Source organism: Blautia argi, assembly GCF_003287895.1.
GTDB classification, from domain to species: Bacteria; Bacillota; Clostridia; order Lachnospirales; family Lachnospiraceae; genus Blautia; species Blautia argi.
Window position 1 is genome coordinate 1974312 of the sequence record NZ_CP030280.1, and the last position, 25110, is coordinate 1999421.

At 42.8% G+C, this 25110-nt stretch carries 22 protein-coding genes, 1 pseudogene and 1 riboswitch; of the genes and pseudogenes, 3 read left to right on the plus strand and 20 right to left on the minus strand.

The window, feature by feature from the left end:
* Nucleotides 1-20 precede the first annotated feature (20 nt).
* From cobM to spoIVA, 7 genes are all read right to left on the minus strand, one after another.
* Complete coding sequence (gene cobM / locus DQQ01_RS09630) at nucleotides 21-785, minus strand: precorrin-4 C(11)-methyltransferase (RefSeq protein WP_111919856.1); 765 nt, start codon at nucleotides 783-785, stop codon at nucleotides 21-23.
* 4 nt (nucleotides 786-789) lie between these two features.
* Nucleotides 790-1485 carry a precorrin-2 C(20)-methyltransferase gene (cobI, locus tag DQQ01_RS09635; protein ID WP_111919857.1) on the minus strand — a complete coding sequence of 232 codons (696 nt, stop codon included), beginning with the start codon at nucleotides 1483-1485 and terminating at the stop codon, nucleotides 790-792.
* Between the two features lie 46 nt (nucleotides 1486-1531).
* Entirely contained in the window at nucleotides 1532-2686 is a 1155-nt protein-coding gene (gene cbiD, locus DQQ01_RS09640) for a cobalt-precorrin-5B (C(1))-methyltransferase CbiD (RefSeq protein WP_111919858.1), read from the minus strand.
* 305 nt (nucleotides 2687-2991) lie between these two features.
* Nucleotides 2992-3624, minus strand: coding sequence for a DUF3786 domain-containing protein (locus DQQ01_RS09645; RefSeq protein WP_111919859.1), 633 nt, complete (start codon nucleotides 3622-3624; stop codon nucleotides 2992-2994).
* Between the two features lie 12 nt (nucleotides 3625-3636).
* Nucleotides 3637-4167, minus strand: a complete 531-nt coding sequence (locus tag DQQ01_RS09650; RefSeq protein ID WP_111919860.1) for a GNAT family N-acetyltransferase — start codon at nucleotides 4165-4167, stop codon at nucleotides 3637-3639.
* Nucleotides 4168-4176: 9 nt separating this feature from the next.
* Nucleotides 4177-4566 (minus strand): DUF3784 domain-containing protein, encoded by a 390-nt coding sequence (locus DQQ01_RS09655; RefSeq protein ID WP_242980295.1) that lies wholly within the window; start codon nucleotides 4564-4566, stop codon nucleotides 4177-4179.
* A gap of 205 nt (nucleotides 4567-4771) precedes the next feature.
* Nucleotides 4772-6241: a stage IV sporulation protein A gene (gene spoIVA / locus DQQ01_RS09660; RefSeq protein WP_111919861.1), complete on the minus strand. Its 1470-nt coding sequence runs from the start codon at nucleotides 6239-6241 to the stop codon at nucleotides 4772-4774.
* A gap of 165 nt (nucleotides 6242-6406) precedes the next feature.
* On the opposite strand from spoIVA, the gene DQQ01_RS09665 reads away from it, so the two are divergent.
* From DQQ01_RS09665 to DQQ01_RS18165, 3 genes are read left to right on the plus strand one after another with little or no spacing between them, the layout of a single operon-like run.
* Complete coding sequence (locus DQQ01_RS09665; RefSeq protein WP_111919862.1) at nucleotides 6407-7927, plus strand: putative DNA modification/repair radical SAM protein; 1521 nt, start codon at nucleotides 6407-6409, stop codon at nucleotides 7925-7927.
* A 54-nt stretch (nucleotides 7928-7981) separates the two neighbouring features.
* On the plus strand, nucleotides 7982-8614 hold the full coding sequence (locus tag DQQ01_RS09670; RefSeq protein ID WP_278278132.1) for a TIGR03915 family putative DNA repair protein: 633 nt from the start codon (nucleotides 7982-7984) through the stop codon (nucleotides 8612-8614).
* Nucleotides 8615-8657: 43 nt separating this feature from the next.
* Complete coding sequence (locus DQQ01_RS18165; protein ID WP_278278189.1) at nucleotides 8658-8744, plus strand: DUF4130 domain-containing protein; 87 nt, start codon at nucleotides 8658-8660, stop codon at nucleotides 8742-8744.
* A 166-nt stretch (nucleotides 8745-8910) separates the two neighbouring features.
* Here the strand turns inward: DQQ01_RS18165 and DQQ01_RS09675 are convergent, their stop codons facing one another.
* The 13 genes and pseudogenes from DQQ01_RS09675 to DQQ01_RS09735 form a co-directional block, all read right to left on the minus strand.
* Nucleotides 8911-9762 carry a bifunctional 5,10-methylenetetrahydrofolate dehydrogenase/5,10-methenyltetrahydrofolate cyclohydrolase gene (locus DQQ01_RS09675; RefSeq protein ID WP_111919863.1) on the minus strand — a complete coding sequence of 284 codons (852 nt, stop codon included), beginning with the start codon at nucleotides 9760-9762 and terminating at the stop codon, nucleotides 8911-8913.
* A gap of 34 nt (nucleotides 9763-9796) precedes the next feature.
* A complete protein-coding gene (locus DQQ01_RS09680) occupies nucleotides 9797-10426 on the minus strand; it encodes a cyclodeaminase/cyclohydrolase family protein (RefSeq protein ID WP_111919864.1) in 630 nt (209 codons plus the stop codon).
* 41 nt (nucleotides 10427-10467) lie between these two features.
* Nucleotides 10468-12153 carry a formate--tetrahydrofolate ligase gene (locus DQQ01_RS09685; RefSeq protein WP_111919865.1) on the minus strand — a complete coding sequence of 562 codons (1686 nt, stop codon included), beginning with the start codon at nucleotides 12151-12153 and terminating at the stop codon, nucleotides 10468-10470.
* Between the two features lie 26 nt (nucleotides 12154-12179).
* Nucleotides 12180-12740, minus strand: coding sequence for a folate family ECF transporter S component (locus tag DQQ01_RS09690; protein WP_162624294.1), 561 nt, complete (start codon nucleotides 12738-12740; stop codon nucleotides 12180-12182).
* Nucleotides 12741-12844: 104 nt separating this feature from the next.
* Nucleotides 12845-12951: riboswitch (THF riboswitch) on the minus strand.
* 13 nt (nucleotides 12952-12964) lie between these two features.
* Nucleotides 12965-13615 (minus strand): DUF3786 domain-containing protein, encoded by a 651-nt coding sequence (locus DQQ01_RS09695; RefSeq protein ID WP_111919867.1) that lies wholly within the window; start codon nucleotides 13613-13615, stop codon nucleotides 12965-12967.
* A gap of 30 nt (nucleotides 13616-13645) precedes the next feature.
* Entirely contained in the window at nucleotides 13646-15580 is a 1935-nt protein-coding gene (gene acsV, locus DQQ01_RS09700; RefSeq protein ID WP_111920885.1) for a corrinoid activation/regeneration protein AcsV, read from the minus strand.
* A 113-nt stretch (nucleotides 15581-15693) separates the two neighbouring features.
* A complete protein-coding gene (gene acsE / locus DQQ01_RS09705; protein ID WP_111919868.1) occupies nucleotides 15694-16479 on the minus strand; it encodes a carbon monoxide dehydrogenase/acetyl-CoA synthase methytransferase subunit in 786 nt (261 codons plus the stop codon).
* A gap of 222 nt (nucleotides 16480-16701) precedes the next feature.
* A complete protein-coding gene (gene acsC, locus DQQ01_RS09710) occupies nucleotides 16702-18048 on the minus strand; it encodes an acetyl-CoA decarbonylase/synthase complex subunit gamma (protein ID WP_111919869.1) in 1347 nt (448 codons plus the stop codon).
* A 25-nt stretch (nucleotides 18049-18073) separates the two neighbouring features.
* A complete protein-coding gene (acsD, locus tag DQQ01_RS09715; protein WP_111919870.1) occupies nucleotides 18074-19012 on the minus strand; it encodes an acetyl-CoA decarbonylase/synthase complex subunit delta in 939 nt (312 codons plus the stop codon).
* A gap of 261 nt (nucleotides 19013-19273) precedes the next feature.
* Complete coding sequence (gene acsB, locus DQQ01_RS09720) at nucleotides 19274-21400, minus strand: acetyl-CoA decarbonylase/synthase complex subunit alpha/beta (protein WP_111919871.1); 2127 nt, start codon at nucleotides 21398-21400, stop codon at nucleotides 19274-19276.
* A 21-nt stretch (nucleotides 21401-21421) separates the two neighbouring features.
* A complete protein-coding gene (locus DQQ01_RS09725) occupies nucleotides 21422-22189 on the minus strand; it encodes an ATP-binding protein (RefSeq protein ID WP_111919872.1) in 768 nt (255 codons plus the stop codon).
* 65 nt (nucleotides 22190-22254) lie between these two features.
* Nucleotides 22255-24145, minus strand: a pseudogene (gene cooS, locus DQQ01_RS09730) (anaerobic carbon-monoxide dehydrogenase catalytic subunit).
* Nucleotides 24146-24322: 177 nt separating this feature from the next.
* The gene (locus DQQ01_RS09735) at nucleotides 24323-25093 is read right to left on the minus strand and encodes an ATP-binding protein (RefSeq protein WP_111919873.1); all 771 of its coding nucleotides are present in this window, start codon (nucleotides 25091-25093) and stop codon (nucleotides 24323-24325) included.
* Nucleotides 25094-25110 lie beyond the last annotated feature (17 nt).

The window sequence follows — 25110 nt, forward strand, 5'->3', positions numbered from 1 at the left end:
TTCTCATGAAACCGCACCTGCTACTGACGGGAATTTCCTTCTCTGAACTCTGTGGTAAATTCCGGGTCATACAGCTTGGAACGGTCATAAGAATGGTGCGCTACCACGTCGCCGATAATCATAAGGGCGGTTTTAGTAATATTGTTTTCTCTGGCTGTCTGTGCCAGGGTATCTACTGTACACACAAAAGTTTTTTCATCTTCCCAGGTTGCTTTATAGACAATAGCCGCCGGTGTATCCGGTTTGTATCCGCCCTCTATAAGTCTTCCGGAAAGCTCTTCCAGCATACCTGTACTTAAAAATACTACCATGGTTGCCTGGTGTGCCGCAAAGGACTCAATACTCTCCTTGGGAGGCACAGGTGTCCTGCCTGCCATTCTCGTAATAATAACGCTCTGTGACACATTAGGAAGGGTATATTCCAAATCAAGCGCTGACGCTGCACCACAGAAAGAGCTGACACCCGGACAATAATCATAGGCAATTTTCTTTTCGTCCAGCACGTCCATCTGCTCCCGAATAGCCCCGTAAAGACAGGGATCCCCTGTATGAAGACGCACCGTCATTTTCTCCTCTTTTTCTGCCTGGAACATCACTTCCAGTACTTCTTCCAATGTCATTTTTGCACTGTTATAAATTGCACATCCTGGCTTTGTATATTCCAAAAGCTGAGGATTTACCAGAGAACCAGCATAAATCACTACATCAGCATCCTCCAGAAATTTCTTTCCTCTAAGCGTTATTAAATCTGCTGCTCCGCTTCCTGCACCCACAAAATGTATCATGTTTTCACCCCTTTTCTTTCACAATAATCAGTGAATAATAACCTGCTGCGTCTGGAATTTCCTCTGCACTTCTATAGATTTTTTCAGATTCCATACCGCAGTTTTCAATCATAACAGCTTCCTGTTTGCTGTTTAAAATACTCTCTTTTACCTGCTTTAATTTCCTGCCTGTTTTCATCAGAACTTTCGTTCCCGGAAGAGTTAAAATATCCTCCATCTCATCAGCCTTATAAGTTGCAGGAATCACATGGAGCGGCTCTGCCATTTCTACCAGACTGATATTTAATCTGGCTGCCACTGCGCAAAAAGAAGGGATTCCACTGACAATTTCTACTTCATAGCCCCGGCTTTGAATCCTCTTATGTACATACATGTAAGTAGAATAAACCGTAGGATCTCCAAGAGTCAGAAATGCCACCTGTTTTCCTTCTTTCAGGCAGACCTCCACATCATCTGCTGCCTTTTCATGATTCGCCTCAAGCACTGCCTTATCCTTTGTCATAGGCATAGCCACAGGCAATAATACCTTACTGTCCAGTTCTTTATATACACCTTTTACAATCTGATAGGCAACACTGTCTTCTACCTGATTGCCCGGCACTGCAATCACATCGCTTTCCTGTATGATACGCAACGCTTTTATGGTCAATAATTCCGGATCTCCGGGGCCTACCCCCAGTCCAAACAGCTTTCCATTCATTTTCTATTTCTCCCTTCTGTAGCTTCCTCTTTATCTGATACCTGTTTTATACTTTTCCATACTGCTTCCGCAAAAACTCTGCCAGCTTTTTTGCCTCATCTGTTTCTCCCAGATAGCCGAATTCATTGGAAAACAAAACAGCGCCTGTAAGCAGTCTTCCATAGGTTCTATGGCTCAGATAATAGGCAATTCTCTCTGTCAATTCCTTCATAACTGGCTTTAAAAGTTCTTCTCTTTGTATGACAGCTAAGGCTTCATCCGTGGTAATGGTATCCAGAATTTCTCTGGCGCCTTCCATGGAAATCCCTGCCCTGACTGCATTGGCAGCCAGTATTTCCGCTCTGCCGTCTGCACAGCGGGAATGGGTATTCATAATCCCGGCCGCCACCTTTACAAATTTCCCTATATGAGAAATAAAAAGGATTCCTTCCACTCCCATATCCACAGCCATATCCAGGGTTTCCCCCACATAATTGCTGCACTTCATGTTTTCTTCAAAGGGTAGCTCCATATGAGCTTTTATATACGCCACACCGTAATTTCCCGGCGTTACCAAAAGATATTTTGCGCCGTTTTCTACCTTTTGCCGCATTTCTACTTCAATACTTTTTATCAAGGCTGCCTCACTCATGGGCTCCACAATTCCGGAAGTTCCCAGTATGGAAATCCCGCCTTCAATCCCAAGACGAGGATTAAAGGTTCTGACTGCAGTTTTTTCTCCCTCCGGCACACTGATCGTTACCCGAAGACCACCCTCGTAATCTGCCTGACTGCAGATTTCTTCTACTTCTTTTTGTATCATAGCACGGGGAACCTTGTTAATCGCTGCACTCCCCACAGGCTGCTCCAGTCCCTTTTTTGTAACTCTTCCCACACCTGCGCCACCGTCGATCACAATCCCGGCCGCTGTTGTTTTTTCTACTTTTGCATAAATCTTTAAGCCATGTGTCACGTCCGGATCATCTCCCGCGTCCTTCTGCACGGCACAGGAAGCCCAACCCTCCCCTTTTTTCCTATCTGAAACAGGCAGGGAAAGAAGGATTCCCTTTGGGGTCATAAGACTTTCTGTATCTGCCTCTCTTTTTAAAAGAAGGAGAGAGGCTGCTGCCTTTGCTGCCCCGGCTGCACAGGAGCCGGTGGTGTAGCCGTAATGCATCTTTTTGTTGTTTTTAATACTGTAATAACCTTCCAGTCCTGTCATAACTTCCTCACTTTATTTTATAGAACAGAATTTTCCTATGAACAAAAAAACCGCTGTCCTTTAAAGACAACGGAATTTCTTTTACTTGCAAAAACAGATTCTTCCTGCTTCTGTATTTTCCTTCTGCATGAAAGTATCCGGTTGCCGCAGAACGCTTTCACTTTCCAAACATTTCATGTATCTGGCTTTACAGTAACGGACTTGCACAGGAAATTCTCCTGTTTCCATGGAAATGTTCAGCTTTTTTTCTATTCGTAACCGTACTTATTATATAATTTTCTACAATAAAAGTCAATGTAAACCCTCTATTTTTCTATCCAGGGTGTCAAATCCCCGCCCGCTGCTTCTATGAGCTTTCTGGTTCCGATTTCTGCCAGCACAGGAACACTTTCCGGGTGTGTCCAATCTGTGATCCGATTATCAAAAAGAATATTTGACGAGGCCGGAAATTCCTCATCTGCGTCCCAGAAAACATAGGTAAGCGAAATTCTCGGAAACGCCTGCAGCGTAAAGCTCACATCACCCAGCGATTCTTTTTTTCCCTGCAGCTTTTTTCCCGCCAGGCGCAGCTCTTCTAAATGATTCGAAAAAGCTCTTACTAAAGGCTTCAAGGAAGATTTTTGATAAGCTTTTTCAAAAACAGCGGCCTCCTTTATCTCCCGAAAAGCAACTCTTTTTGTACTCTCCATGGCTGTCTGCTTGTAGTAATGAAGATGCTGCATAATCGTCAGTCTGTCCTCCACTAAAACGGCAGAATCATCTGCTTTTCTAATATTTCCGTCCCTTCGGCTGACCTTACACAGTTCTCCAAAAAAGGGAACGTATAGGTACATTGAATCCATTTTCAACTTCAGAACTTCTGCTGTTTTCTCCTGATTGTCCCGTAAAAACCATTCCTGATACTGCTTAAAAACCTTTTCATAGTTTGAATCTGACATATGCACTTCTCCTTATAGCAGAACCTCTAACTGACAGTCAAAGGGTTCTGCCTCCACATGTTCCTGCTTGTAAAGCTTTGCCTCCATGCATCCCATTTTTTTATAAAATGCCTGACTCTCCACTGCAGAATGGGCTGAAATATAAAGCTTTTTTGCGCCCTTTTCCTTTGCCCATTCCTTTGCTTTCCCTAAAAGGCAACTGCCTATCCCACTGCCTCTCATGTCCTGGGAAACATGAATCGCAGCTAAATCCATATACTGATTTTCTCCGCCGAAAATCTCCGGTAAAACAGCGGCAAAGCCCTTTAGTTCCTTATCCGCAAAAGCCCCAAACACAACGCCTCCTGTGGAAACCGTGCGCTTCAGACACCCTATCAAAACTTTGTAATCCTCTTCTGTCCAATCATCAATAAATGGAACTTCTTTTATGAGCCATTTTCCCTTTTCCCTGCGCCAGCACTTTGTAACTACCTGCCTGCGAATAAAATTTTGAAACAATGCGCGGTCTATTTCAGGCTCACTTAATGTCCGATATTCTACCATATTCTTACCTCACATATCTGTTTTCTTATCTTTTCCAAATGCTTTTTGTTCATCAAGATGTGTCCCTGTATTCATTCTTCCTCTCTCCAGCTTCGTTCTCTTCATCATCAGAAAAAGAAACTGTATTATCCATATAATCCATGCCAGTATACACCCCATGCCCGGCTTTAATACATCAAGAACTGCCCCTATAATAAAAGGTGCTGCCATAAGCATCATATTCTTTCCATAAGTACGGCACATGGCATTCTCATCATACTTTTTCCGTTCCTCTTCAGAGCGCATATTGTATCCGCTTAGAAAATCGCAACCTTTTCCCCTGGATTTATAAAAAGTGAAGCCTGACAGATACATAATAAGTGCCATAAATATATCAAAAATCACCAGAAAAATATCCATGCAAACACCTCCGAAATCTCTTTTCTACATTATAACACCGCACCCTCTCTATGAAAAGAAAGTTTCCATCTTTTTCCGAGATTTTCCCTGCAGATAAAAATTACTTTACACCATAAAAAGCCCCGCCAGAAAATGCGTTTATACATGAATCCCTGCATCTTCTGACCGGACTTTTTCTATGAAAATCTCCCGGATATTTTATACTCTAAATAATGATACACACCAGCCCACCCTTGCTGTCATTGACAATTTTCTGCATGGTATCCTGAAGTTTTACCTGGCTTTCTTCTCCAATCTGAACCAGTTTTGTATGAATGCCGTCTTCTACCAGCTGTCCGATAGATTTGCCGAAAATATTTGTCTGCCAGATACTTTCTTTTCTTTCATCACTGGTTTTAATATAAGATATCAGGTCTTTTGCCTGCTCCTCACTTCCCACAATAGGCGCAATTTCTGTTTCAATATTTGCGCGAATCATATGTATGGAAGGGCTGATGGATTTAATTTTTACTCCATACTTGTTTCCCTGTTTTATAACAACCGGTTCTTCCAGTTTTATCTCCCCTTTGTCCGGAGTTACTACCCCATATCCTTTTCCACGAACAGAGGAAATTGCCCCTTTTACTTTGACATATTCCTCTTTCATTTTTGCCAACTCCTTCATGGTATGAATCAGCTCATATTCATCAGAAATACTGACGCCAGTCATCTCACTTAAAATTTCATAGTACCAGGTATCGTCCATATCCACCCGTACACGAATTTTTCCGGCAGATAAGTCCGTTTTCTCTAAAGTCAAACCTTTTAAATACTCACAGGAGGTTACAAAATGTTCCTTGGAAGCGTCCTTTACATACTTCATATTCCCCATTAATTCTCTGACAGCCGCCAGAAGACTTTCTTTTAAATAATGGTCTGCAGGCAGCATCTCTACCCATTTCGGTATATAAAATTCTACTTGGACAATGGGAAATTCATAGAGAATTTTCTCCATAATTCTGGATACGTCTTCCTTTCTAAGCTGTTCACAATTCAGACTTAAAACACCTGCCTGATATTTCTTTTTCAACTCCTCTGCAAGAGCTAAGGTTTCCTCCTTATAAGGCTTTTGGGAATTCAAAAGAATAAGAAAAGGCTTCCCTGTTTTTTTTAATTCTGCCACAGTTTTCTCTTCTGCAGCAATGTAATTTTCCCTTGGAATTTCTCCAAAAGAGCCGTCACAGGTAATAACCAGCCCAATGTTGGAATGTTCCTCTATGACCTTTCTGGTACCTGTTTCTGCTGCTTGATGAAAAGGAATTTCATAGCTGTACCAGGGTGTTTTCACCATTCTCTCCTTTCCATCCTCCACATTTCCCGCTGCATCAGGAACCAGAAATCCCACACAGTCTATAAGCCGTATTTTTCCCTGGACATCCTCTCCAATCTGAATTCTGGCAGCTTCTTTGGGAATAAATTTAGGTTCTACGGTTGTAATTAATTTTCCGGAGCCACTTAAGGGCAACTGATCGCGAATTTCATTTCTCAGATTTTCCTCCATATTAGGCAGAGCCGCCAGCTCCATGAATCTGCGTACAAAGGTGGATTTTCCTGTACGTACCGGTCCCACCACGCCTATGTAAATTTCTCCATTTGTGCGAGCCTGTATATCTTTATAAATATTATATGTATCCATAAAATACCCCTTTCCTCGTATTGCTAGATTATATGACAGACAATGGGAAAAAATACCTTTCAATTTCACGAACATTTGTTCTTGACATTTTCAAAAGACATGTTATAATAAAACCAGAATATATGTTCGATTTTGTTTTGATCACATTAAAAAAGAGGTGTTTTTATGAACGTAAATTTTTGCCTTTCTCTGGAAGAAAAATTACAGATTTTATCTGATGCCGCCAAATACGACGTTGCCTGTACCTCCAGCGGTTCTGACCGGAGAGGGAAAAAGGGCAGCCTGGGTAATTCCTGTGCTGCCGGCATTTGCCACAGCTTTTCCGCGGACGGTCGGTGTATTTCTCTTTTGAAAGTGCTGCTGTCTAATGAATGTATTTATGACTGTAAATACTGTATAAACCGCCGTTCCAATGACCGGATTCGCACGACCTTTACTCCTGAAGAGCTTTGCGATATTACCATGGAGTTTTACAAACGAAATTATATAGAAGGACTCTTTTTAAGTTCCGGTGTCATAAAAAATCCTACCTATACCATGGAGCTTATGTACCAGACGCTTTTTCTTCTACGCAGAAAATACCACTTTCGCGGCTATATCCATGCGAAAGCAGTTCCGGGAGCTGACGCTGAGATTATTGAGCGAACCGGTTATCTGGCTGACCGTATGAGCGTAAATCTGGAGCTACCTACAGAGCAGAGCCTTCATGCCCTTGCCCCCGGAAAGACGCCTCAGAGCATTATAAAGCCCATGTCACAAATACAGAGGCAAATCGTGGATTATCGGCTTTCTATTGGAAAATCTGCTGCCGTGGAACGATTTGGACAAAATCAGTATCTTTCACATACTATTTTTTCCGATGCTGAATCCCAAAATATTTCCAGTCAGGACAGGACAGCGCTGGAAACTGCTTCCGTTTCTCCTGCAGTTTTATCCACAAACACTCTGGAACCTTCTCTTCCTGCTTCTCCTCAGAAAAGCAGCTCGCGTCCTTTTGTCCCTGCAGGACAAAGTACACAGATGATAATTGGAGCCACAAAGGAGAATGATTATGAGCTTTTGAGGGTAACACAGCACATGTATCAGAAATTTGATTTAAAGAGAGTTTTCTTTTCTGCCTACATTCCTCTGAATGAAGATTCTGCCCTTCCTTCTTTAGATACAGCGCCTCCTCTTTTAAGAGAGCATCGCCTTTATCAGGCAGACTGGCTTCTGCGGTATTATGGCTTTCGCGCAGAAGACCTGCTCAGCCCTTCCCGCCCAAACTTTAATATTCTTCTGGATCCTAAGTGTGACTGGGCGTTACGGCATTTAGACATTTTCCCCATGGAAATCTCAAGTGCCTCTTACAGTGATTTACTAAAAGTTCCCGGAATCGGAAACAAATCCGCCTGGCGGATTATTCAGGCACGGCGTCAGGGTTCTCTGGATTTTTCTGCTCTGAAAAAAATGGGAGTTGTACTGAAACGGGCGCAGTATTTTATCACCTGCCAGGGAAAGATGCTGTACCGGATTCCCATAGAAGAGGACTTTATCACCCGGCAGCTCACAGGCGCAGAAAAAGAAACCTCCTGGGAGATGGAACACCCTCAAAGCTATGAACAACTTTCTCTCTTTGACCATCATTTTCTGGAAATACCGCCTACTGTAGAAGATACCTGCAAAACTGTTTCCGGGCAGCTTTAAACCTTCTTAAAACACGATTTGAATACTATATTGTAGTAGAAAGGAGTTTCTTTCATGGTAATTTTTACCTGTTCTGATAATTTTGAGGCTATGATGACCTGTATTTATGATGCCTGGGCTGCCAGGCTGGGGCATTCCAATATTCGCCTTCAGACAGAGCCTGTCGGAAACCTGGAATTGTTCTGTGAATACCGACACATTGATACAGACAGAGAAAAGGTAACAAAAGTTATACATTCTGTCCAGGAAAAAATTTCTTTCCGTGCTTATCAGTATATTTATGCTGCCACTCTGTCTTCTCATGAAAAAAAACTGGACATAATTTACCGTTTTTTAATACCCGGATTTGTCTATGGAAAAAAAATTTTGGATATGCTACATTTGCCTGAGGTGCAAAATTTGTTTGAATTACAGAGAAATGTATACAATGAAACACACAAATTCCGGGAATTTGTCCGATTTTACAGACTGGAAAATCAGATTTTATCTTCTGTAATTGAACCCAAGGCCAATGTGCTGACCCTTCTGGCTCCTCATTTTGAAGACCGCATGCCTTCAGAAGACTGGATCATCACAGACAAAAACCGGCTGCTTAGCGCCGTACACCCGAAAGACAGAAACTATATTCTGACACCTGTCACCGGTCAGGAATTAGAATATATAGAAAGCATCAAAAAACCGTTCTGATTCCTATACCAGACTGTGGAAAACCTTTTTTGATTCCGTTGCTATTCAAGAACGGACGAACACAAAATGCCAGAGAAACTTCCTTCCCCTCTGGTATCGAAAGAACATGACTGAATTTACACAAAGCTGACAGACAAAGTCAATAAAAAAGCTGCCATGCCATTCAGCAAACAGAACCTTTCTTTCTGAAAATTCCATTGCCAGTCTGGTACAGCAGCTTTTAAGACTTCATACAAGATTCTGCATCAAAGCATTTTCTCTGATCTTTTCAAGCTTATATTTACGGCTTTTTGCTCTTAAGCAAATTTTCTCTTAGCAGCCTCTACAACGTGACCTACCAATACAGAAGTGGTAACACTTCCTACACCACCCGGTACCGGAGTGATTGCTTCTACAATCGGCTCTGCTTTTTCAAAATCAACATCTCCGCAGAGTTTTCCTTCTTCGTTTACATTGATACCTACATCAATGACAACCTGACCTTCTCTTAAATAAGTGTCATCTACCACGCCTGCACGTCCTGCAGCTACAATCACAATATCTGCTTCTTTTACTACAGAGGGCATATCAACAGTTCTTGTGTGGCATACTGTAACAGTTGCGTTTTTCTTAATCAGCATCATAGCAGCCGGTTTTCCAACTACCAGACTTCTTCCGATTACAACTGCTTTTTTACCTGTGCAGTCAATGTTGTAGTGGTCCAGAATTTCCATACATGCCTGTGGTGTACATGGAGGGAAACCTACATTCTTTCCGGTAAATACACCGGACATAGAACCGTCTGTCATGCAGTCTACATCTTTTGCAGGATCCAGAGCATTTTCAATCACAGACTGATCCAGATGTTTTGGAAGAGGACGGAATAATAATACTCCGTGAATGTTGTCATCTTTGTTTACTTTCTCAATAGTTGCAAGAAGCTCTTCCTGTGTAACATCAGCCGGAAGTAAGATTTTTTCACATGCAACACCTAAAGTTTCGCAGCGTTTTGTTGCTCCTCTTTCATAGGAGATATCACTTTCGTTTTCTCCTACACGGATAATTCCCAGAGTTGGTTTTACTCCTTTTGCTTCCAATGCAGCAACATCTGCTTTGATTCTCTCATTTAATGCTGCTGTTACTTCTTTACCAAGTAATCTCTTTGCCATTTCCAGCGTCCTCCTGATAATTCTTTTTCTGTAATTATTTTAATCTGGATAATACACTTTCAAAGGTTTCGTCTGCAATCTTTGTATATTTTTCCAGCATGGCATCTGCCTTTTTATTTAATTCCTCTGCATAAGCTCTGTCTGCCATGGATTTTGTATTGATATATACATTTAAGCTGGCGCCTTTTAAAGCGGCTTTGCAGAAAGCTGCCCCTACTCCTGCATCACTAATAGCAAGAGTGGAACCTTTTGCTGCAAATTCTACAATCACTTCAATTGCCTCACAGCATTTTTCCATAATTTCCATAGGAACGGAACAGGCATCTTTTAACACGATTTCCATAACACGCGCTTTTTCTGCCTTTTCCTCTTCTGTATTTCTCGGCATACCATATGCTTTGGAAAGAGGTTCAAATACTTCTGCATCTCTTTCAATCAGACGAAGAAAATCTTTCTGGAGTTCATCGCATTTTTTCTTTAACTCCCACATTTCCTCTTCTACTTCTGCATATTTTTTCTTGCCTACGGTCAGACTTCCTACCATATTTCCCAGAGCAGTTCCCACTGCTCCGACTAAAGCAGATGCGCCGCCGCCGCCCGGAACCGGAGCTTTGGAAGCCAGCACTTCTACAAATTCGTTACATGGTACAGTTGAAAATCCCATTGTTGTATCCTCCTTAAATCCGTATCTGTTCTGAAATAACTTTAGAACAAACCGTGAATCTTTCCTGTTTCGTCTACATCAATCTTCTCAGCAGCCGGAACCTTCGGAAGTCCTGGCATGGTCATGATTTCTCCTGTCAGCGCTACAATAAAGCCTGCACCTGCAGAAATCTTTAAGTTTCTTACCGTTACTTCAAAATCTGTAGGCGCTCCCAGTTTGGTCTGGTCATCGGTTAAGCTGTACTGTGTCTTCGCTACACAGATTGGGCAGTTTCCATAGCCCAGGGCCTCTAACTGTGCTGCCTGTTTCTGTGCATTTGCAGTCAGAACCACTCTCTTTCCTCCGTATACCTTCTGTACAATCTGGTTCAGTTTATCTTCAATGCTTCCTTCCAGTTCATAGGAGAATGTAAAGTCATTTGGCTCTTCTACCAGACGGATAACCTCTTTTGCAAGGGCAATACCGCCTTCACCGCCTTTTGCCCATACTTCGGACAGGGCTACGTTTACGCCCAGCTCTTTACATTTCTGCTCTACCAGGTCAAGCTCTGCCTTTGTATCTGTTGGGAATGCGTTAATAGCAACCACACATGGCAGTTTGTATACGTTTTTGATGTTGCTTACATGTTTTAACAGGTTTGGAAGTCCCTTTTCCAGTGCTTCCAGGTTTTCATTGTTTAAGTCAGCCTTCGCTACGCCGCCATTGTATTTTAATGCACGAACCGTTGCTACGATAACGACTGCGCTTGGGTGCAGGTCTGCCATACGGCATTTGATATCCAGGAATTTCTCTGCTCCCAGGTCAGCTCCGAAACCTGCTTCTGTGATTGCATAATCGCCTAATTTCATTGCCATCTTTGTTGCAATGACAGAGTTACAGCCATGAGCGATATTTGCGAATGGTCCGCCGTGTACGATTGCAGGTACATGCTCCAGAGTCTGTACCAGATTTGGTTTCAGGGCGTCTTTTAACAGTGCGCACATCGCGCCTTCTGCATGTAAGTCATGGGCAGTTACCGGTTTCTGTTCGGAAACCTTTCCGTATGTATAACCAACAATAATACGTCCCAGTCTTTCCTTTAAGTCTGTGATATCTCTTGCCAGACACAGAACAGCCATGATCTCAGATGCTACGGTAATGTCATAGCCGTCTTCTCTTGGCATTCCGTTTGTCTTTCCGCCCATACCGTCTACAACAAAACGGAGCTGGCGGTCATTCATATCCACACATCTTCTCCAGGTAATCTTTCTTGGGTCAATGTTTAATTCATTTCCCTGATAAATATGGTTATCCAGCATTGCTGCTAAGAGGTTGTTTGCTGCGCCGATTGCATGGAAGTCACCGGTGAAGTGCAGGTTGATGTCCTCCATTGGAACGACCTGTGCATATCCGCCGCCTGCTGCTCCGCCCTTTACACCGAATACCGGTCCAAGAGAAGGCTCACGAAGAGCAACCATAACCTTTTTGCCAAGTCTTTGCATACCGTCTGCCAGACCAACGGTTGTTGTTGTCTTTCCTTCTCCTGCCGGTGTTGGGTTAATTGCTGTTACCAGGATTAATTTTCCGTTTGGCGCGTCGGATTCTTTTAATAAGTTGTAGTCGATTTTTGCTTTGTACTTTCCGTACTGTTCCAGATATTTGTCATCAATACCTGCTTTCTCTGCAATGTTTGTAATCGGCTCCATGGTACATTCCTGTGCAATTTCGATGTCTGATTTAAATCCCATTTTAAAACCTCCCTTAATATTCTATTTTATATGGCTCTATGCTGTTTTCTCCTCTGTACAGAGTCTGCAGATACACTCCTTTTCAAAAAAGCAGTCAATGGACTCTTATAGAGCATAAACACAAGAACCGTATTGACGATTGCTAATAAAACTGTCTGTACGGTACGGGTTGTATAAAGCACAGCCCATGGGGTTCCGTAATACAGGTGAAGACCAATACAGGTAAATCCCAGAGAACCCACAATTCCGTTTACAACAGCTACCCCAAGCACCTGAGGCACTCCTATCCGATTTTTTGACAGCTTTGCTACAATTCCCGGCAGAACACCTGTGAGAATTGCAGAAATGGAAATAAACGGATTTGGCGCATAGCCCTGTAAAAGACTTCCGATTAAATCTCCCAAAAATCCGCAGATACCTCCCACAAAAGGTCCAAACCAGAAACCAGCAAGATAAACCGGAGTCTGAGAAACCGTAATCCTGATGGTCGGTCCCACGGGAATGGACAATACTCTGGACAATACAATATTCATGGAGACCAAAAGTCCCGCAAATACTATGATTTTTACCTTATTTATCTTTTTCATTTGTAATAAATCCTCCTCTTTTGCTGTCTGAAGCAGCATTGCTTTTCATGACGGGCATAGTAGTTTACTACACCAAAGAGAAGAATTTATCAAATCCTTAATGTAGTAGCGGACGCAATATTGCATCGTGGAAAATCCTGGAAACCCGGACACCTTCGTTCATGGACAACTTCCCATTCCATGACACTTAACGCGCAATATCTACTCTACCAATACTTCACATTTTAAGACAGCTTTCTTTCTATTGCTTTCATCATATTGATGGAAATATCTCCCACCACAGCTAAATCCTCTGCTGCAAAGCTTGCAGCAAAATTATCAGAGAACAGAATCTGAGAAGATGGAGGAAACTCATCATCTCCTGCCCAGAGAATAAATTTAATATACAGATTGTCCATAAACTCCAGCTTATAAGAACAATCTCCTTCCTCGGACTTTTCTGCTCCCAGATGTTCCATTACTTTTGCAAACATTTCCAGCTTATTTCCATAGGAAAAAGCAAAACGCATAAGGCATCTGCCCTGGAATTGTCTGAAATACACCTCTCCCCAGGGAACATCGTGATAAGTAATAAATTTTCCAGAGAAGGGTGTCTGAAATCGCTCCGCCATATACCGGATAATCAGAATTTTCACATTCATAGCATCTGCAAGGGGATACACACCAATGGTATCTTCTACAGGCTGAATCTCATAGTCCGGGAATGAAACCAGATAAGTGCTTCCCATGAGATGAACAGTGAAATTCCCGGTTGCTTCATCATAAGGAAAACCTGTTCTTTCACTGATTTCCTTTGGGTTCATACTCTTATATGCATTTAAATAATGCTCATAGGGACGCTGTTCCTTGCTGTCTTTTGCATAATCAAAATTCATACTTTCACCTCGGATAATTATAGTTAAAACTCATGATTCCTGTACACTGGACGGAAACAGAGAAGTATCTGTATGCGGAATAAAGCAGCATGCCACAAACTCGTCCATATAAGAGGGCACTGTAGACAGCTCCAGATACGTCATATTTGACGCCAGGTCATAACACTTTCTTTCCGCATCTCTTGAAAGCAGCATGGTATATGCGCCTGCAAGAGAAGAATTGCCAATATAGTGAAATTTCTCAATAGGAATATCCGGAAACATACCAATCCGCACAGCATTTTCCATATTGATTCCGCTGCCGATACCGCCTGCTACATAGACATCGTCAATCATTTCCACTTCAAAGTCTATAGAAGCCAACATAGTACGGATTGCTGAGAAAATCGCACCCTTGGCACGAATAAAGTTATCAATATCCACTTCATTAATTTCCACGTCTTTGACAGAACCAGCCTCTTCTTCAAAGGCCAGGACATAGCTGCCCATACCGTATTCATCATGACGGACACGTTTTCCCTCCCGGACAAATTTACCCTTGGGATTAATAATGCCTGTACGAAATAACTCTGCAATAACGTCAATAATACCGGAACCGCATAAACCAATGGGCTTTTCTCCCTCTTTTCCAATCACACTGTAAGAGGGATCCATGGTTTTTTTGTCAATGGTACATGCCTCAATAGCGCCGTCTGTAGCTCGCATACCGCAGCTGATATCCCCGCCCTCAAAAGCAGGACCTGCTGAACATGCACAGCTCATCATAAAATCAGAATTACCGAATACCAACTCTCCATTTGTACCAAGGTCAATAAACAGGGAAAATTCCGGACGATTCCAAAGCATACTTACCAGAGTACCTGCTGTAATATCTCCGCCTACATAGCTTCCGATATTAGGAGCTATAATGATATGGGCATCACGGTTAATGTGAATACCAATATCAGAGGCAAAAAGAGAATTGGTTTTATAGAAGGTAGGAATATAAGGCTCCATACGAATAGGATCCCCCTCCATTCCTGCCATCAGGTGATTCATGGTAGTATTTGCAGCAACTGCCATACGATAAATATGTTCTGGCAGGAAACCGCTTGCACGACACATCTGTTCAATAAGCGGATTAATGGTTTCCTCAATAATGGCTTCCTGAAGCTTTTTGCTGCCTCCTGGCTTCATGGATTCAATAATCCGGTTAATGACATCTGCGCCATAACGAATCTGTCCGTTTCCGGCAGATGCCTTTCCGATAATTTCTCCGGTAAGCATATTAATTAAAAGGGCTGACACGGTTGTAGTACCAATATCAATGGCAAGACCACCGATAACAACCTCTGCGTCCTTTGGATATACGTCATAGACAAAAATATCTCCAGCAGAAGAAGTTCTTGCCACACAGCGCACCTCAAAATGGCTGTCACGGAATACCCTCGCCATTTTTGTCAGTACCTGATAAGGCAATCGAACAGAAGTTGCCCCTGTCTGTTTTTTAATGGCACGGACCAGACGCTCATTGTCCGGCATGGTATCATCCAGAGATGGCACCTCCATGGATATCTCCAGAATTTCCATACTGTTTGTTAAGGCAAGACCTGCTGCCTCCAAATCATTTTTTGCGTTTTCAAAAATGGCAATTTCTTCTTTGGAGCTTAAATCCGCAACTTTCATTCGGCTGCGGTAAGCAGATGCTATATCGGGTACTTCTACCGCAACATCACCCATAATCTTACTTACACATGCCAATCTCCAGCCGTTTCCATATTCCTCATCTGAAATATGCCGTGTTTTGGGGGAATCCAGTTCTCCGTCCACTAATTTTACCTTGCATTTCCCGCAAGATGCATTTCCGCCGCATGGGGCATCAATAGCTACATTGGTTTTGCGCGCTACATCTAAAAGGTTTTCACCTTCCTGGGCAAAGGTCGTGACATCTTCGCCGCTTCCGAATTTAAAAGTCACTTTAAACATAGGAACTCTGCCTTTCTCTTTCTTGTATATAGGGGCTGCCCCATAAGACAACATTGTGCTTCATGTGGCACCCCCTAAATAGGAATCTTATTATAGTCTATCTGCAGACCAGATTAGATTTCCAGGTAAGAATCTGCATATAAAGTATTGTTTTTAAATACATCACAGGATTTGATTGTTTCCATTAATCTTAAATCACAAGGATTTACAATAGCGGAAGTTAAGCCCTGCATCATGCACATAGCTACTAAAGCAGAGTCCATAATCGGACGGATATGTTTTGGCATACCGTTGGAGTTATTGGACAGACCACCTGTAGAGTTCAGTCCCATATCACTGAACATTTTGATTGCTTCCAGAACTTCCATCTGTTTGTCCTGCATACCTTTTACAACCAGGAATAACGGGTCGAACCATAAATCAGTTGGTTCCATACCCAGCATCATACCTCTTTCCAGCATGTTCTGGCAGTGCATCATACGCTCGTCATTGTCTGCTGCAATACCTTCTGCAGAGCAAAGAGCGATAACGATGGCATCGTTTGCTGCAGCCAGGTCGATGTTTTCAATTCTTCCGCCTGCATCAGCAGAGTTTACGATTGGTTTTCCTTTGCTTCTGTTGTATACAGAAATACCAGCTTCGATTGCTTTTTTATTTGCTGTATCCAGAGCCAGAGGAACGTTGTCGAAATTAGACTGAATCAGCTGTACAGCCCATTTCATTAAGTCTTCACCATCATTTTCAGCAGGTCCGATGTTTACGTCCAGGTATGTAGCACCTGCATCTAACTGCTCTTTTGCACGTTTTAAAATTGGTTCCGGGTCACGTTCAGCCATAGCTTTACGGATAGATGGGGAAATACAGTGAATTCTTTCACCAATTGTAACAAATTTAGCCATAATACTTCTCCTTTTATATAAATTAATATTTTTAGCCTGTTATTTTCTATCTATTCAACTTCTGCTGCCCCTTTTGAACGAATACATCAAACAAAAAAACGGGGAATTCAGAAGAGGATTCAGATTCAGGAGAGCGGGCAGTTCCGAAGAACTGCCGCTTCCATAAAGAAGAGATGTATTCCCTTCTGCAAGTCAGCCTGCCAAAGCCGTCTTATGCAAACATTAAGCTGTTAAATCTTTCAGGAATTTTACTAACTGTACAGCTTCCAGAGGAGCTACAATGATTTCCCAGCCAGGAAGTTTTGCTTCGATATCGCCTTTTAATACGGCAACTTTACCTGGGATAACCAGTTTTCTGGATTTTACTTTGCCTTCTACATTTTCCTGAATGTAGTTTGCTACAGATGTAGAAGATAATTTACCTGCTGCCCATGCTGTTAATACGGAAAGTCCGCCTGCATCAGAGATAATCAGGTTACATGGTACGCCGGAGCGTTCCAGTTCACCGGAAACAACAAAGTATGTAAGAGCAAAGTCTACTGTTGTCAGGCAGATAGAATTTTCATCTGCACCGTTTAATGGGTAGATGCCTGGTTCAACCTTCATTGGTTTCTGTGGGTCTGTGAATACGTTCTGTCTTAAACCGAATAATGGAAGAGCTTCTGCATAATCCAGAGTTTCCATAACAACGATAGAACCATATTTTACAGTGAACAGAGAAGCCAGTGCCTGCTGCAGAGTTCTGTCACCATGAGCAATTACTGCCAGGTTTACAATTGTCGGATAACCAAAGGTTCTGTCCTGATCTTTTACAGATGCACGACGAATCTGTACTGCATTTGCATATGCTTCTTTTACAGATGCTCCTGTTGCATCAATTACCAGATTCTTGTTTCCTGCTTTTTCCAGAGCTGCAACGGTATCATAGATCTCGTTTAAGTCAGCACCTGCAACACCAAGTACAACACCTGCTGCTGTAGCAACTTCGCTCATTGCTGCGTAGTTTGCTGCTGTAGCGCCGTTTAAGATCGGTTTGCCGTCTTTGCATACTTCCAGAGCTGCTTTTGCAACTTCGACATCTTTACAGCCAAGAACCAGAGTTCTGCCAAGAGCTGCTGCTTTTTTGACCATTTCCACATAGCGGTCTTTGTCAGAGCCGTCTTCATAATTTACATAAATCATTTCAACATGCATTCTTTCACCGATACGGTCATAGTCAACTTTCTGGATTTCTGCCAGTTTTGCATCTACTGCTGCGTCGTCCATGCATGTGCAAAGAGCAACTGCATATCTGGTTTTGCTTACATATGTTTTTTCATGTCTGAATAAAACAGTTTCTCCACCCAGGCTGTATTCGTTTTCACCTGCACCAACTTTAATTGTTTTCATTGGCGGTGCTGTAGCCTCTGACAGTTCAGCCAGCGCTTCATCAGACATATGCGGACATTTGGAGATTTCCAAAGCGCCCTGTGCCACCTTCATGGCAAATGCCATACAAGTAGGACAGCCACATTCTTTACAGTTTTTCTTTGGTGTCATTTTAAAGATTTGAATACCTGTTAATGCCATTTCTATTTATCCTCCTGTTTTACGATTACATTAATTCTTTAATCATTTTTGAGATTGTTGCAACAGACTGAGGATGTTTCAGAATAACAGCGTCAGAACCAGATGCTAATACAGCAGCAGCTGTCTGAACTTCCATACTGATACCTCTGTCTTCCAATGGACCCCATTCAGGCATATCTTCTTCAGATGCCATAGCTTCTTTTACGCTCCAGGATTCATCAGCTACAGTTGTGATAATAGGCATCTGTAACATATTGTCGTTCTGAGATAATGCAGCGCCTTTGATACGATCCATTGTAGATACTACATATTCAAAACCGTATCCAACAGCAGCAGACCCAACGTTCATAACAATATCCTGTGCCTTAACACCTAACTGTGTCATTACAACATTTAACTGTTTTGCAAGGTTGATATCTACAGCAGATTCAGCCCCAACCTTCTGGTTATAAGCAAGTCCTGCAGCAGCTCCAACTGCTTTATAGTTTTCTTCTCTAGCAGAAAGAACCAGAGCATTTTTGCCCTGTAATACTTCGGCAACTTTTGGAAGTAATTCAGAATCTTTTTCGACATTTTTGCAGCCTTCTACCACTAATGGGCATGTAACTGCTTCCGCAACTTCTTTTACTACCTCGATTAATTCATCAACAGATTTGTCTGCTCCGTTAGGATCTCCGCCTTCCAGACGTAAGCATACAAAGTCAGCGCCTTCCATAGCTTCTGCTTTTTTTGCAATTTCAGCCATAGTAGAAGCGCCTTCATAAAATTTCTGAATACCAGGGATTTCAGCTAATCCCATATCTGAGATTTCAGCACCTACTTTTGGTGCATTTTCCATAGGTGCGTCAAATGTGTAAAAAGGAAAAGTACATTCTCCTCCTAATTTGATTGCTTTGTCCCCGCAGCCAATTTCAACTGTGTTAATGTTTGCATTGAATTTCTGTGGTTTCTGATTAAACGGCATTTCCATTAGCCTCCTTCATATTATTTATAACCGGCAAATACTTATGGCAATCCGCATTCACCGCTTACATTATACTACAATACAGGTAATATTGACAAGTTTCCCCAGTAATATTTGGCGAAAACTTTCCTAATTTTACCTAATAAATACCTGTTTCTCTCACAGGAATTTAGAGTGATTTTATCAACTTTTTCTGATATGGAAACGGGAGTTTTCCCGTCAGAGGCAAACTCCCATTTCCGATTTATAAAGCATTTCTTATTACATCATTGGTTCCATAGAAAGTGCCGGGTGATTCTTTTCTGTCAGGAATGCAACCAGTGTTTCCGGATCTGTTGCGATTGTTTCATCACCAATCATGTCTGTAAAGTTGTCAATTCCGTAAAGTTCTTTTGCTGTAGCATTTACTCTTTCGGCAACTGTTTCTTTTAATTCTTTCGGCATCCATACGATACGTTCAATACCGCCTTCTGCCTTCATGAATTTCTTGGAACCGATAAAGTGTTTACCATGTCCCATAAATCCGGGAGTCTGAACACCGCCGCCTGTCATGGAAGCCAGTTCAGGGAAGGTCATTCCAAGAGGCGTCATACCTGCATACTCACGGTTTGTAATAACCACACCATTAGAGAATGGTTCGATACCGCAAATACATTCAAAGCAACCGCAGGAAGTCATTGGTTTTTCCATAATGGAGTACAGAGATACGTCCTGCAGAGCGCCCTGAGAGAATTTCTGTACAGCTTCATTTACGTCTTCATATTCACCGATTCTTTCATCGATTGGTCTTTCTTTTGTAATAACCTGACAAGGTCCGTTTGGATCAAGTTCATTTGTAGCTTTTGCATCTAACCATGAAACCGCTCCACAAAGTCCCAGACGTTCTGGTGTAACAACACATACGTGAGATGGAGAGAATGCCTGACAAAGAATACAGCTGTAGTAAACATCAACAGATTCATCTGTCAGAGATTTCAGACGGTCATCACGTTTGTCGAATGTTGGAATTGCAACTTCATGACGAATTCTTGTACATTCAGCCGGATCTGTGTAAATAACAACTTCACACTTATCAACAACTGCGTCAAATTCATTTTTAACAGAAGCATATAATACTTCACCGATATGTTTAATACGGAATCCTGCGTTAAATGCATCTTTGCTGATACGGATACGCTGCATATCACGCTGACCTGTATGATATACACCTTCGATGCAGTTAATGTAGTTGTGGAATTTACGCTCAATAACAGGTTCAAAGTCAGGCTGCATATTCTTTCCTGCAACTTTAACAACATAAGCAATGCTGTTTTTACTTCCTAATTCCATTTCATCTGCTTCCGGACCAACAACAGTAATCTTGTGGTCTTCGATTTCAGATGCATCTACAGTCTGTACTAATTCCGCACAGTCTACACGGGAGCCGTCAAATTCTACCTGCATATCGCCGCGGCGGATAATTTCACCTTCAAATGCAGAAGCGAATGCAACCGGAATATCAATGTTTGTAATTTTAATCTTGATGTCACGAGCTTCCAGAGATGTTGCATTAAATTTGCTTACATCTGTCTGTACGATTAAGCTCTTCGGTACTTCAGATACGCCTTCCTGATTTGTGATAACCGGGAAGCCCAGAGCAATAGCGCCTGCTCCGCATGCAACGATTACATCGTTTAACGGTGCAAATGCGTTTACGAATGCCGGGACACGTTCCATAGTGTATTTCATTAAGTTTCCTGCATCTCCAGGTGTAATATTACCAAAGATCAGAGCTGCTCTTAAAGCAACAGATACTACATGGATAACAGAAGTTACGTCTTTTCCTAATGGAATAACACGGACGTTTGCACCTGTCTTCATACCTGCTTCTGCAAGCTGGTCAATCACATCACCTACTAAGGTTACCAGGATACCCTGTGCCTGGTAGCTCTTAACTAATGCAACGGCATCTTCTGTTGTAGGAGCTTTTCCAAGAATAACAGCAACACCCGGGATATCACCTGTTACAAGTGGGACACCCAATTCACGGATAACAGCATCTGCCAGATGTCCGTAGCATGGTTCTTCGTATGGAGTTGCTCCGTCAATGTATTTCAACACTTCGATAAACTCTGCGCACAGAGCGGTTGCAACACCGGACATAAAGATGTCATGTGTTCTCATCTCTCTTGTCATAAGAGTTTTTACAACACCTAATGCTTCTTTTAATTCTCCTAATGTACCAACTTTTACACCTGTTACTGCGTAGTAGCATGGTAAGCTGTATGCTGTGTTCGGGAAACTGATTGCTTTGTCAGCGCCGTGCTGTTCAATTGCTGCATTGATAGCGCCTTCAGTTAAACCATAGACAGCGTCATTTCCACTAAATACTGTTTCAAATAATGTCAATGTCTTTTCCTCCTAACATTCTCATAATCCCTGATCGATTATGTTCTTAATCTTTGTGATTTCTTCTTTTACTGTATTGCTGAAATCGTAAGGGGATTTACCCTGACGGTCAGCGTCCATAACCTCTGTGTTATAGTGAATGAAGCCCAGAAGATCTTCTGCCGGAATACGGCTTCTTACAAATTCCTCGTCCTCCTGATTCCGAACTTTGTTTGCCACTACACGAACCTGCTTGACGCCCAAATCCTCTGCCAGACGCTTTACATTTTTGTAAGTCTGCACACTTCTGGCTCCCGGCTCAATGACTACAATGAACTGATCCATGGATTCTGTGGTTCCCCTTCCCAGATGCTCCAGACCTGCCTCCATATCCAGAATTACCACATCATCTCTGTGAAGAACCAGGTTGTTGATAATTCTTCTGAGCATTACATGCTCCGGACAGACACAGCCGCCTCCACCGGTTTCTACAGTGCCAAGGACTAAAAGTCTGACACCATTTACCATTTTGGAATAAGTATCCGGAATATCACTCACCTGAGGATTCAGCTTATAAAACTGATTATCCGCCCCGCTTCCGGTTCTCTCCTCAATGAGCTTTCTCATCTTTGTAATCGGGACAATGGAATCCAGTGTTTCTTCATCAAAACCCAGCGCCAGCCCCAGATTTGCGTCCGGATCCACGTCTGCTGCCAGTACATGCTTTCCTTCTTCTGCATACAGACGGGCAAGAGTTGCCGCAAAAGTTGTTTTTCCTACGCCGCCTTTTCCTGTAACTGCAATTTTCATGTCATTCACCTTTCCTAGTTATGTTTCCGGAAGCCCTTTTTCAGGCGCTTCCGGTTTTGACGCTCTTAGATACCAAGGGCAGCTCTCTTCTCTTCGATTCTTGCTATCATGGCATCGCCTAATTTATCAATATCTTTTTCTACAGTAAATGCTGCTTCACACCACTGTCTTGTACCATTTGTCAGGATTTCAACCATTTCGCTGGAACCTGAAGCATATGGATCAACACCCAGGTATGTATCCAGACCGGAACCGATAACGTAGTTACCGATAGATACCGCTTTCTCAGACATCCATTCAGGCGCACATCCCACTACAGGAAGCTGAGAAATACGTAATCCGGAGTCTTTTGCCAGAGTTGCAGCCAGAACCAGCATACGGGAAATATCCACGCAGGAGCCCATGTGAAGTACTGGAGGAATATCAGCCAGTTCACAGACTCTCTTCAGACCATCACCACAGATATCTTTTGCTCTCTTATCCATAAGACCTGCTTTTGCAGCAGCCTGTGCAGAACAGCCGGAAGCAATAACAATGATATCGTTTGCAAGAAGCTTCTTCATCAGTTCGATGTGTGCAAGGTCAGGACGAACCTTCGGGTTGTTACAGCCAACCATAGCAACTGCACCGCGAAGTACACCAGATGTAATACACTGTAATAACGGTTTTGTTGTTCCCAGTTCATCAACCTGAGAGTTTGTAACACCGTCCAGAGCTTTTACGATAGCTTCTGTAGAATAACCAACGGTTGCCTTCTGTTTCATTTGCGGAATGTATACCAATTCCGGTTTTCTGTTTTTAAAGTTCTCAATAGCTAATTTTACGATTTCTGTAGCTTTTTCCAGTGCTGTGTGAGCATCGAAACGGATAAAGTCAGAATCCGGCATCTGAGCAATTGGAGAAGTTGTGATGAATTTTGTATGGAAACATTTGCTTAAAGGTCCTAATGCCGGGAAGATACACTGTACGTCAACAACAATCGCTTCACAAGCACCTGTCAGTACAACGTTTTCCTGCTGTAAGAAGTTACCTGCCATTGGAATACCACGACGCATTGCAACTTCATTGGAAGTACAGCATACACCGGAAATTGTGATTCCCTTAGCGCCCATTTCTTTTGCGTATGCAATCATTTCCGGGCTGTCAGCAACTTCACAGATCATTTCGGAAAGGCTTGGGTCATGACCGTGAACAACAATGTTTACATTTTCTTCTACCATAACCCCAAGGTTTGCTTCTGTTTCAACTGGTTTTGGTGTTCCGAATAATACATCGGAAAATTCTGTTCCCATCATGGAACCGCCCCAACCATCAGAAAGTCCCGCACGGATAGACTGTTTTACCAGCGCTTCCGGTTTGGAAGAACATCCCATATGAGCCATATGTAAGGAACGGGAAACTTCACGGTCAATTGCGTGAGGCGCCAGTTCGTTTTCTTCCCACAGCTTCTGCTGAGATTCCGGAGCTCTCTTTAAGAATCTCTGAGTTCCGAATGGTTTACCATATTCCATAAGACCTTCCAAAGCAACCTCATGTGCCAGGTCATAAATATCTTTTCCTTCTGTTTCGATATCCCATTCTTTTGCGATACGAATCAGTTTTTCAGGGTCTTTTACTTTGTAGCAACCGTCTGCTGATGCCTCATATAAGGTATGGCAGATTTCACGACCGTGGTCAGAGTGTGTTGCTGCTCCGCCTGCTGTAAATTTCAGGTAGTTACGTCCTACGATGCCGTGTACGTCGCAACCGCAGATTCCTCTCGGAGCTTTTTTTGTAATACGGCATGGTCCCATAGTACAAATACGGCAGCAAATGCCTTCTTCTCCGAATTTACAATGTGGTCTGATTTTTTACACGAGCCTGCCAGGAATCAGCGCCGACTTTTGCGCCTGTTTCCAGAAGTCTCGCAGTAGCAGCTTCAAATTCTTCTACTGTAGTTAATCTGAATTCACTCATGAATATCCTCCTTTTATTGTCGCCTCTTTTTCAAATATTTCGAAGTGGCTTGCTTCATTCAACAAGCAGGCGGATTCTGTTCCCCTATCCGCCCCAGGGGGTTATCAGCTTTATAAAAAAACCTCTCTCCCCGGTGCATCTGCCCCAGACAGAGAGGGCAAAAAGCTTTCGCTTTCTTTAAAATCCCAGTTTGTCAACAATTTCCCGCACAGCCTTTTTCACCGGTGAATCCTCCGGCAGTTTTACGGTAGGAGTTCCATCGCAATCATATTCAAACACGGTTTCGTCCTGAGGAACAACCCCCAGAAGCTCCAGTCCCTGTTTTTCAATTTCTTCTCTGGTTCCTTCATTCAATACTCCGCCAGGTGCGCGGTTAATAATCAATCCAACCTTCTGAGGGTGCATATCGCACTCTTCAATCAGCTTTGCAATTCTTCCCACAGCCTGCACACCCCTGCGTGAACAGTCGCTGACCAAAATTGCTGTCTGCATACTCGGAAGTACGCCTCTGCTGATGTGCTCCATACCCGCTTCATTATCCACGATAATGTACGGATAATGTCTTTGAAGTTTCTGTAACTGCGCCTGCAAAAGTCCATTTACAAAGCAGTAGCAGCCTTTCCCCTGTGTACGTCCCATAACCAGAAGGTCGAAATCATCGTCCTCAACCAGCGCGTCATCAAACTTATATTCCATATAATCCGCTTTGGTCATTCCAGCCGGAATCGGATTGTCTTTTGCCATTTCTGACCTGGCAACCTCTTCCCGAACCTCACCCAGAGTTGCTTCCACTTCCACGCCGAGAACCTCATTTAAGTTAGAGTTTGCATCTGCGTCTACTGCAAGAATCGGACCCTTTCCCTTTTCACCAAGGTACTGAATGATAAGCCCGGTCAATGTTGTCTTACCTACGCCGCCTTTTCCGGCAACCGCAATTACATGCGCCATAAAGGGCACCTCCCAAA